Raw genomic sequence first — 8,548 nt, forward strand, 5'->3', positions numbered from 1 at the left:
TTGATCAACACTTACACGCTTCCATGTATTTATAAACGAATTAATAATTTTTATTGTAAATCACACGTATTGACTAACAATTTAAACTTTATTTCAATTTTTTCACTTACTAAATAAACTCACTAACTTAATTATCTAAATCTGAACGTACGTTAGAATCATGTGATTTATCTAATTTATCTTCATCATTTTCTTCTGAAATTTGTTCCATTTCTTTGCCCAATTCTACAATATCTTCAAAATCATCAACCATTTCATTTTGTGGTTCTCCATCATGGTTGGTAGACTTTTTATTTACATTATCATTAGTCATTGGTTACACCTCACATTTTGAATTTTATGCGAAACGTGCAGTGAAATAGTGACGAACATCTTCAGGAAGACCCTCAGCAGCAGCCTCATCTAAAATAACATTCACCATGCGATGTGCTTTTAAATCAGATGGTTCAAAAGAAGTTTTACCATTTTCTTCATATAATTTATGCACAACATCTTTTTTCTCACTACCAGTAATCACTAAAATTACTTCTCTTGCAGAAAATAGACCATGATTAATACTTACATTAAGTCTACCATTTGTATCAATTGAAAGTATTTGTGTAATCAATTTACCTTTATTTTCTTTAGTTTTGATTTTATCACTTATAAATGACTCCGTATCTTGACCATATGAAACACCATATATTTGGCCTTCTGGTACGCCTAACGCTTCATAATATGATTTATTGCTATCATAATCTAATATATTAATTTGACTGAAATCTACTGCATGATCATCTACATTTTTCTTTAATTCATCTAATACTGGTGCATTATCATTAGATAAATGGATACCTGCTATCGTAGTTGGATTATTGTTAAACTGTTTTCTTAAAATATCTGCAGCATATTCTGCTACACTTTTTTCGTTTTCTAAAACTTTAAAGTTCATTGCCATAGTTATTACACTCCTCTTAATCTTTTAAGACGCGTTCTAGCATTATTTATAATAATACCCTTGAAGCTATCTTCATAAACTACTTAATTTTAATAATCAACTAAATTTTCAAATACTCACTTTTAGCTTTAACTATATTATACAAATGTCAAAGTCGTTTTTCATTGATTAATATAGATTTTAATGTAAATTTGGGAAATTTTGTTGTCTCAATGCTTCATAAATAAGTAAAGAAGCAGTATTGGATAAATTTAATGATCTTATATTATCATTCATGGGAATTCTTAAAGCTGTATCTTTATATTTGTCCTTTACCCAATCAGGTAAGCCCGTCGTTTCTCTACCAAAAATAAAATAATGATTTTCATCTTCATTAGTAAAATCAAAATCAGAATAAGTTTTTTCTCCAAACTTAGTTAATAAATAATATTTACCTTCCGTAGTTTCAAAAAACGATTCTATATTTTCATAATAATTGATATTTACTGCATCCCAATAATCTAATCCTGCTCTTTTCAGCATTTTGTCATCTGTACTAAATCCTAATGGTTTTATAAGATGTAAATGTGTGTAAGTGCCAGCACAAGTTCTAGCGATACTGCCAGTATTTCCAGGTATCTGTGGTTGAAATAATACAATGTGGTTGGTCATGCTTTTTATTCTCTCCTCATATTTAGTCCTTTTATCATCTCATGTTGGACTTCCTCTAATTCACTATCGTAGTGTGATTCAATAAATGATCTTGCTTGCTCTCCTTGAATTTGTCCAATTGCCCAAAAAGCAGTAGCTCTAATCATCGGTCTTGGATCATTCAATGCGACTTCTTGTAATTCAGGTATCGCAGTTTCTTCTTTAAAATGTGCTAATGCTAGAATTGCGTTTCTTTGAATTGGTTTTTTACCTCTCCATGCGCCCGCTAAATGACCATAAGTATTTTTAAATTCCTTATTGCTCATTTGTAATAGTGGTACTAACCTTGGTTTTAATATTTCTGGCTCTAATACAATATCATCATGCTGTGTATTGATACCACGATTTCTTGGGCAGACTTGTTGACATGTATCACAGCCATAGAGACGATTACCTATTTTATATCGATATTCATCTTGTAGATAACCTTTTGTTTGTGTTAAAAAGCTAATACATTTTTGACTATTTAGTTGGCCATCTCCTACTAGGGCCCCTGTTGGACATCGATCAACACATATTGTACAATCTCCACAACTATCAATGATTGGGTCATCAGGAGGAAAAGGAACACTTACTAACATTTCACCTAGATAAGTCCATGTTCCGAGATCTGGATTTATAACAAATCCATTTCTACCTACATAACCTAATCCTGCACGTTCTGCTACAGCTCGGTCTGACAACACACCTGTATCAACCATTGATTTAATTTCTACATCTGGTACTCTAGTCTCTAAATACTCAGCTAATTTATCTAAACGTTTTCTCATGATTGAATGATAATCTTGACCCCAAGATGCCCTAGCAAACATACCTCTTCTGTCTCCACGCACACTTCTAGGTGCACCCTTCAATTTATTAGGATAACCAACAGCAATGGCAATGATAGATCTTGCAGTAGGTAATGTTAATTTGGGTTCAGTACGTAATCCAATGTCTGGTTCTTCAAATCCTGAAGCATAGCCCTTTTCATGATAATCAACTAATTTTTGTTTTAATTCATCAAATGGGTCAGCAGTAGTAAAACCAATACTATCAATACCAATTGAATGTGCATAGTCTATAACATCTTGTTTCAATTGATTTATATTCATTTTTTACACCCCACCTTAAAAACATACATTCTTTAGTTTAACACATTCATTATTAATAAGAGAATTCGAGAATTCAAATTTTTATATAAAAAAACCAAGATGCTATGAATGAATAACTATAATCCATTTTCATAACATCTTGGTCCATTTTGTAACTATAAAACACGTGCTAAAAAGTTTTTAGTTCTATCATGTTGCGGCTGTTCAAAAATATTTTGTGGTGTCCCTGATTCTACAATGACACCATCTGCCATAAACACAACCTTATCACTCACATCTTTAGCGAAATTCATTTCGTGTGTTACAACTACCATAGTCATACCCTCTTTAGCTAAAGTTTTCATTACTTCTAAAACATCTCCAACCACTTCAGGATCTAATGCTGAAGTAGGTTCATCAAATAGAAGTACTTCTGGATTCATTGCTAAAGCCCTAGCAATCGCAACTCTTTGTTTTTGTCCCCCGGATAATTGAGATGGATATGCATTAGCTTTATCTTCCAATCCAACCTTTTTCAACAAATCCATTGCTTCTTTTTTCAATTCATTTTGACTTCCCTTTTTTAATAAACTCGGCGCCAATATAATATTATCTATAACTTTTTTATGTGGAAACAAATTAAAATTTTGGAAAACCATACCCATCTGTTGTCTTAATGCTTCTAATTTAGTTTTTTCATTTGTTAAACTATGCTCTTTAAATACTACTTCCCCACTTGTAGGTGTTTCGAGCAGGTTCATACAGCGTAAAAGCGTACTTTTACCACTACCTGAAGGACCTATTATAGCAACAACATCACCTTTATCCACAGTTAGATTAATTCCCTTTAAAACTTCATTTTTTCCAAACGATTTATATAAATTTTTAATATTAATCACTAACTTTCAATCTCCCTTCGAAGAAATACATCACTCTCGATAAAGTAAATGTAAGTATAAAGTATAAAATTGCTGCTACAATAAGCGGCGTGAATGGATCAAATGATGCTCCCTGTACAACTTGTGCATTAAACATTATTTCACTAACGCCTATGAAAGATACAATTGACGATTCTTTTATCACAGTGACAAATTCATTACCTAAAGCCGGTAATATGTTTTTTATAGCTTGTGGCAAAATAACCGATTTCATTGTCTGACCATAAGTAAGACCTAAACTTCTTGCGGCTTCAGTTTGCCCTTTATCAACTGCATTTATACCAGCTCTTATTATTTCAGCAATATATGCTGAACAATTTATAACAAGTGCTATCATACCACATATTAAAGCTGAGATATCTAGACCTAATACTGCTGTAGTACCAAAATAAACTAAGAAAACCTGTACTAATAAAGGAGTGCCTCTTAAAAATTCGATATAAGCTGAAGAAATCCATCTCAATATTTTAATTTGACTTAGTTTTAATAATGCAATCAATGCACCAAATACAGCTCCTAAAACAACACCAACTATAGAAATTAAAATTGTGTTTTTAATTCCTTTTAGGAAAAAATTACCATATTTTGTAAAGAAATTACCGTCATCTTTTTGCATTGCATCAGCAGCTGACGCTTTATAATCTTCTAGCAAATTTTTATTTTTAACATCTTTGATTGAAGTATTTAATTTCTCCATGAGTATTGGAGAATTTTTAGGTAAGGCAATTGCCGTTTCCTTTCTACCTTCATTGAATTTAACATCATTAGCAAAAGTTAAATCTTTATTTTGTTTTAAATATGCTTCTGCAACAGGACCTTCAATCACCATTCCATTAACTTTTCCGCTTTTTAACGACATTATAACTTCAGGTACACGCGTTAAAGATTGAATTTGTGCATTATCTATTTCAGTTTGTGCTATTTTTTCTTGCTGTGTTTGTTTTTGTACACCGATTTTTTTATTCGCAAAATCTTCTATTGTTTTAAAACGATCAGTTTCTGACTTTTTAATAATCATTTTTTGGTCGACTGTCATATAAGGTTTTGAAAAATCTACTTCTTTTAAACGTTCAGGTGTCGGTGTCATTCCTGAGATAATGATATCAATCTTACCAGTTTGAATCGCTCCTAATAAACTATCAAATTGCATATTTACAATTTTCAGTTTTAAATGATTATCTTTCGCAATCTTTTTTGCGATATCAATATCAATACCTGCATACTTTGATTTACCATTAACATTATGTTCAAACTCATAAGGTGCATAATCAGCTGATAAACCAACACGCAATTCACCACGTTCTTTAATTTTTTGCCATTGGTCTTTTTCATTAGCATTTACTTCTGGATTTATGTAAATAATTAAAGTACTTATAAGGAGTGAAAAAACGGTAATTATTTTCAATATTTGTTTCATCTATTTATCTCCTTTCCATAATATTTATTATTATACATAATAACGCAAAAATATTCAATATGATATATGTATCATTTTTCTTAATTTTAAAAATTCTAGTTAATGTGATTATATAAAATGGTATTTGGGATATGGTGTGATGACAGTAATATTCACTGCATATTAAAAAAACACCTCCATTTAAAATGAAGGTGCTTGAGTATTGTCTTGATTTCAACTATTTATATCAGTTTAAAGTTAAATATCTGTTGTAATCATACATAATGATACTAAAAAACAAATAAATCCAAAAACTTATGATCTATTAAATTTTGTTATTTCATTATTGTTTAGGAATCTCAAACTTATAAATATCATCTGTATATTTACGCATCATTTTTTTACAAATTTCATGCACAAAGAATGCAGAAACAAATGGTATTATAAAATATCCAAATACTAATAAAATAATATTCATGTTAGGATCTCCATCCATTCGATTAAATGCATTAATCGGCCCAACTAATCCTGTATAACCAAAACCAGCAGACATTGGTGTACCTTTAATGCCAATAAAGTAAGCGATTAAACCGCCAATCACTCCATTAATTATTAACGGTATTGCAATAATTAAATGCTTAAAATAAACAGGTATCATCATCTTAGCAGCACCAATTATCAATACTAAATTGACTCCGGCCCCGTTAACTCTAATTGAACCAAATAAAAATGTCACACAAGCTGCAACAATACCCATATTAGCTGCACCGCTACCTAAACCTGATAAACTGATTGCCGTTGCTATAGCAACTACAGATATTGGTGTAACCATTAACAACGCATAGGTAACACAAATCAATATTGACATCATTAATGGATTTAATTCTGTAAAGGCATTTACTATATGACCGATTCCTTTAGTGACATTTGTCACATAACCTAATGTAAACAAGCCTATAACACCACTTAAAACTGGAATAATAACAGGTAATAGAATCATTTCCAGTGATCCTAACTTATTTTGTAATAACAAATACAAAGTACAAGCTATCACTACAACTAAAATAGTATTTATGATATCACCAGTACCATTAAGTAAAAATCCACCTTCAGTCATTTTAACAGCACCACTACCTATCATAGCGGAAACACCTATCATAGTGACGCCAGCCCCATTAAATTTAAACTGATGTGCTGCTAAAACACCAATAATAAATGCCATAAATGATTGGATTAAAACTACTAACTGATAAACAGTCTCTAATAATTTGTTACCTTCTTTAAAAAATTTTAATAATTCACCTAATAATGCATTAGGTATTAATGCAATGACTACACCTGCTCCAACAGCTTGTAAAATATTACCAAAAAATGATTTCCCTGTAATTTTAGCTGTGCCTGATTTTACCATTCTTGTATCCTCCAAATATAACATTAGACTAATAATATTATATTTTCGACTAAAGTACAATATTAAGTTTAAAGTTATAAACTAAGATATAATCATTAAATTTCTGCATATACACCTAGCTACCAGAATTCAAAATAAATCATATACATTTTAAATCATAAAAAAAAGAAACCCCATAAATATGGGATTTCTGAGATATTTTCTCTCTATTTAAACACTAATTATACCAGCGGTCGGGATCGAACCGACACTCCAAAAAGGAACGGGATTTTGAGTCCCGCGCGTCTGCCAATTCCGCCACGCTGGCTCAATATTATAAACAAAAAACTTCCAACCTGGAAGTGATAATGGAGCGGAAGATAGGACTTACACCTATATCTCATTCCGGGAAGGAATGTGTTCTAAGAGTTAAACTACTCCCGCATAATATAAAATAAATGGAGCGGAAGATAGGACTTACACCTATATCTCATTCCGGGAAGGAATGTGTTCTAAGAGTTAAACTACTCCCGCATAATATTAAATTAAATGGAGCGGAAGATAGGACTTGCACCTATATCTCATTCCGGGAAGGAATGTGTTCTAGAAATTGAACTACTCCCGCATAATTCATGGAGGCGGCAACCGGATTTGAACCGGTGATAAAGGTTTTGCAGACCTCTGCCTTACCACTTGGCTATGCCGCCAATAAAACTGGGCTAGCTGGATTCGAACCAGCGCGTGACGGAGTCAAAGTCCGTTGCCTTACCGCTTGGCTATAGCCCATTAATCAATAAGGGCGGTTGATGGGAATCGAACCCACGCGTGTCGGAACCACAATCCGATGCGTTAACCACTTCGCCACAACCGCCATGGCAGGGGCAGTAGGAATCGAACCCACATCGAAGGTTTTGGAGACCTTTATTCTACCGTTGAACTATGCCCCTATTAAATTGAATGGTGGAGGGGGGCAGATTCGAACTGCCGAACCCGAAGGAGCGGATTTACAGTCCGCCGCGTTTAGCCACTTCGCTACCCCTCCATGAAAATGGTGCCGGCCAGAGGACTTGAACCCCCAACCTACTGATTACAAGTCAGTTGCTCTACCAGTTGAGCTAGGCCGGCTTGTATAAAATGGTTCAAGACAGAGTCGAACTGCCGACACATGGAGCTTCAATCCATTGCTCTACCAACTGAGCTATTGAACCATAATGTTAAAAATAATGGCGGTCTCGACGGGAATCGAACCCGCGATCTCCTGCGTGACAGGCAGGCGTGTTAACCGCTACACTACGAGACCAAACTATGTAATTGCGGGAGGCGGATTCGAACCACCGACCTTCGGGTTATGAGCCCGACGAGCTACCGAACTGCTCCATCCCGCGTTAATGATATTAATGGCGGAGGAAGAGGGATTCGAACCCCCGCGAGCCGTTAAGCTCCTGTCGGTTTTCAAGACCGATCCCTTCAGCCAGACTTGGGTATTCCTCCAAAAATATACGATAATTATACTATTAAATTGTTTTAAAATGGCGGAGGAAGAGGGATTCGAACCCCCGCGGGCCGTTAAGCCCCTGTCGGTTTTCAAGACCGATCCCTTCAGCCGGACTTGGGTATTCCTCCAAAATTATATGGACCTTGCAGGATTCGAACCTGCGACCGAACGGTTATGAGCCGTTAGCTCTGACCAACTGAGCTAAAGGTCCAGAGTATAATTTACAACTAACAATAGTGGCGGTGGAGGGAATCGAACCCACGACCTCACGGGTATGAACCGTACGCTCTAGCCAGCTGAGCTACACCGCCGTTGTAATTTAGTTTGTATCAATAAATATGGTGGAGACTAGCGGGATCGAACCGCTGACCTCCTGCGTGCAAAGCAGGCGCTCTCCCAGCTGAGCTAAGCCCCCATTTAGTTAAATGAATTTTAGTAGATATCGGGAAGACAGGATTCGAACCTACGACCCCTTGGTCCCAAACCAAGTGCTCTACCAAGCTGAGCTACTTCCCGTTTTTCATAGGATGAAGCAATCTAAATTACGCGCCCGATAGGAGTCGAACCCATAACCTCTTGATCCGTAGTCAAGCACTCTATCCAGTTGAGCTACGGGCGCTTAATTCAAA

At 34.6% G+C, this 8,548-nt stretch carries 7 protein-coding genes and 20 tRNA genes; all 27 read right to left on the bottom strand.

Annotation, left to right across the window (positions count from 1 at the left end; all coding sequences use genetic code 11):
• Positions 1 to 127 precede the first annotated feature (127 nt).
• The 27 genes from AB1J10_RS11870 to AB1J10_RS12000 all read right to left on the bottom strand — a co-directional run bounded on the left by AB1J10_RS11870 (position 128) and on the right by AB1J10_RS12000 (position 8,538).
• Positions 128 to 313 (bottom strand): SAS053 family DNA gyrase inhibitor, encoded by a 186-nt coding sequence (locus tag AB1J10_RS11870; RefSeq protein ID WP_369003127.1) that lies wholly within the window; start codon positions 311 to 313, stop codon positions 128 to 130.
• A 24-nt stretch (positions 314 to 337) separates the two neighbouring features.
• Positions 338 to 937: a glucosamine-6-phosphate isomerase gene (locus tag AB1J10_RS11875; RefSeq protein ID WP_046207637.1), complete on the bottom strand. Its 600-nt coding sequence runs from the start codon at positions 935 to 937 to the stop codon at positions 338 to 340.
• Between the two features lie 180 nt (positions 938 to 1,117).
• On the bottom strand, positions 1,118 to 1,588 hold the full coding sequence (trmL, locus tag AB1J10_RS11880) for a tRNA (uridine(34)/cytosine(34)/5-carboxymethylaminomethyluridine(34)-2'-O)-methyltransferase TrmL (RefSeq protein ID WP_046207638.1): 471 nt from the start codon (positions 1,586 to 1,588) through the stop codon (positions 1,118 to 1,120).
• Between the two features lie 5 nt (positions 1,589 to 1,593).
• On the bottom strand, positions 1,594 to 2,721 hold the full coding sequence (gene queG / locus AB1J10_RS11885) for a tRNA epoxyqueuosine(34) reductase QueG (protein WP_070039612.1): 1,128 nt from the start codon (positions 2,719 to 2,721) through the stop codon (positions 1,594 to 1,596).
• 155 nt (positions 2,722 to 2,876) lie between these two features.
• Positions 2,877 to 3,599, bottom strand: a complete 723-nt coding sequence (locus AB1J10_RS11890; RefSeq protein WP_070039613.1) for an amino acid ABC transporter ATP-binding protein — start codon at positions 3,597 to 3,599, stop codon at positions 2,877 to 2,879.
• A complete protein-coding gene (locus AB1J10_RS11895) occupies positions 3,592 to 5,055 on the bottom strand; it encodes an ABC transporter substrate-binding protein/permease (RefSeq protein ID WP_369003128.1) in 1,464 nt (487 codons plus the stop codon). The genes AB1J10_RS11890 and AB1J10_RS11895 overlap by 8 nt, the downstream gene beginning before the upstream one ends.
• Before the next feature lie 322 nt (positions 5,056 to 5,377).
• Positions 5,378 to 6,445, bottom strand: a complete 1,068-nt coding sequence (locus AB1J10_RS11900) for a PTS transporter subunit IIC (RefSeq protein WP_369003129.1) — start codon at positions 6,443 to 6,445, stop codon at positions 5,378 to 5,380.
• Between the two features lie 224 nt (positions 6,446 to 6,669).
• A tRNA-Leu gene (locus tag AB1J10_RS11905) sits at positions 6,670 to 6,752 on the bottom strand.
• A 41-nt stretch (positions 6,753 to 6,793) separates the two neighbouring features.
• Positions 6,794 to 6,868 (bottom strand) — tRNA-Gly (locus AB1J10_RS11910).
• 15 nt (positions 6,869 to 6,883) lie between these two features.
• Positions 6,884 to 6,958: transfer RNA gene (locus tag AB1J10_RS11915), tRNA-Gly, on the bottom strand.
• 16 nt (positions 6,959 to 6,974) lie between these two features.
• Positions 6,975 to 7,049, bottom strand: a tRNA-Gly gene (locus AB1J10_RS11920).
• 8 nt (positions 7,050 to 7,057) lie between these two features.
• Positions 7,058 to 7,131 (bottom strand) — tRNA-Cys (locus AB1J10_RS11925).
• 7 nt (positions 7,132 to 7,138) lie between these two features.
• A tRNA-Gln gene (locus AB1J10_RS11930) sits at positions 7,139 to 7,210 on the bottom strand.
• A gap of 12 nt (positions 7,211 to 7,222) precedes the next feature.
• Positions 7,223 to 7,295, bottom strand: a tRNA-His gene (locus tag AB1J10_RS11935).
• 2 nt (positions 7,296 to 7,297) lie between these two features.
• Positions 7,298 to 7,371, bottom strand: a tRNA-Trp gene (locus AB1J10_RS11940).
• A gap of 11 nt (positions 7,372 to 7,382) precedes the next feature.
• Positions 7,383 to 7,466 (bottom strand) — tRNA-Tyr (locus AB1J10_RS11945).
• A gap of 7 nt (positions 7,467 to 7,473) precedes the next feature.
• Positions 7,474 to 7,549: transfer RNA gene (locus tag AB1J10_RS11950), tRNA-Thr, on the bottom strand.
• 10 nt (positions 7,550 to 7,559) lie between these two features.
• A tRNA-Phe gene (locus AB1J10_RS11955) sits at positions 7,560 to 7,632 on the bottom strand.
• A 16-nt stretch (positions 7,633 to 7,648) separates the two neighbouring features.
• Positions 7,649 to 7,724 (bottom strand) — tRNA-Asp (locus AB1J10_RS11960).
• A gap of 11 nt (positions 7,725 to 7,735) precedes the next feature.
• A tRNA-Met gene (locus AB1J10_RS11965) sits at positions 7,736 to 7,809 on the bottom strand.
• A gap of 13 nt (positions 7,810 to 7,822) precedes the next feature.
• Positions 7,823 to 7,915 (bottom strand) — tRNA-Ser (locus tag AB1J10_RS11970).
• Between the two features lie 39 nt (positions 7,916 to 7,954).
• A tRNA-Ser gene (locus tag AB1J10_RS11975) sits at positions 7,955 to 8,047 on the bottom strand.
• 9 nt (positions 8,048 to 8,056) lie between these two features.
• A tRNA-Ile gene (locus AB1J10_RS11980) sits at positions 8,057 to 8,130 on the bottom strand.
• 26 nt (positions 8,131 to 8,156) lie between these two features.
• Positions 8,157 to 8,230: transfer RNA gene (locus tag AB1J10_RS11985), tRNA-Met, on the bottom strand.
• A 28-nt stretch (positions 8,231 to 8,258) separates the two neighbouring features.
• A tRNA-Ala gene (locus tag AB1J10_RS11990) sits at positions 8,259 to 8,334 on the bottom strand.
• Between the two features lie 27 nt (positions 8,335 to 8,361).
• Positions 8,362 to 8,435, bottom strand: a tRNA-Pro gene (locus tag AB1J10_RS11995).
• A 29-nt stretch (positions 8,436 to 8,464) separates the two neighbouring features.
• Positions 8,465 to 8,538 (bottom strand) — tRNA-Arg (locus AB1J10_RS12000).
• Between the last annotated feature and the right edge of the window lie 10 nt (positions 8,539 to 8,548).

The sequence above is a fragment of the Staphylococcus cohnii species complex 1663 genome, assembly GCF_041008415.1.
GTDB lineage: Bacteria > Bacillota > Bacilli > Staphylococcales > Staphylococcaceae > Staphylococcus > Staphylococcus ureilyticus.

Bases quoted from the DNA above. Each gene is read 5' to 3' on its own strand.
- AB1J10_RS11895 (WP_369003128.1), bottom strand. From the start codon at position 5,055: ATGAAACAAATATTGAAAATAATTACCGTTTTTTCACTCCTTATAAGT.
- AB1J10_RS11900 (WP_369003129.1), bottom strand. From the start codon at position 6,445: ATGGTAAAATCAGGCACAGCTAAAATTACAGGGAAATCATTTTTTGGT.
- trmL (WP_046207638.1), bottom strand. From the start codon at position 1,588: ATGACCAACCACATTGTATTATTTCAACCACAGATACCTGGAAATACT.
- AB1J10_RS11870 (WP_369003127.1), bottom strand. From the start codon at position 313: ATGACTAATGATAATGTAAATAAAAAGTCTACCAACCATGATGGAGAA.
- AB1J10_RS11875 (WP_046207637.1), bottom strand. From the start codon at position 937: ATGGCAATGAACTTTAAAGTTTTAGAAAACGAAAAAAGTGTAGCAGAA.
- queG (WP_070039612.1), bottom strand. From the start codon at position 2,721: ATGAATATAAATCAATTGAAACAAGATGTTATAGACTATGCACATTCA.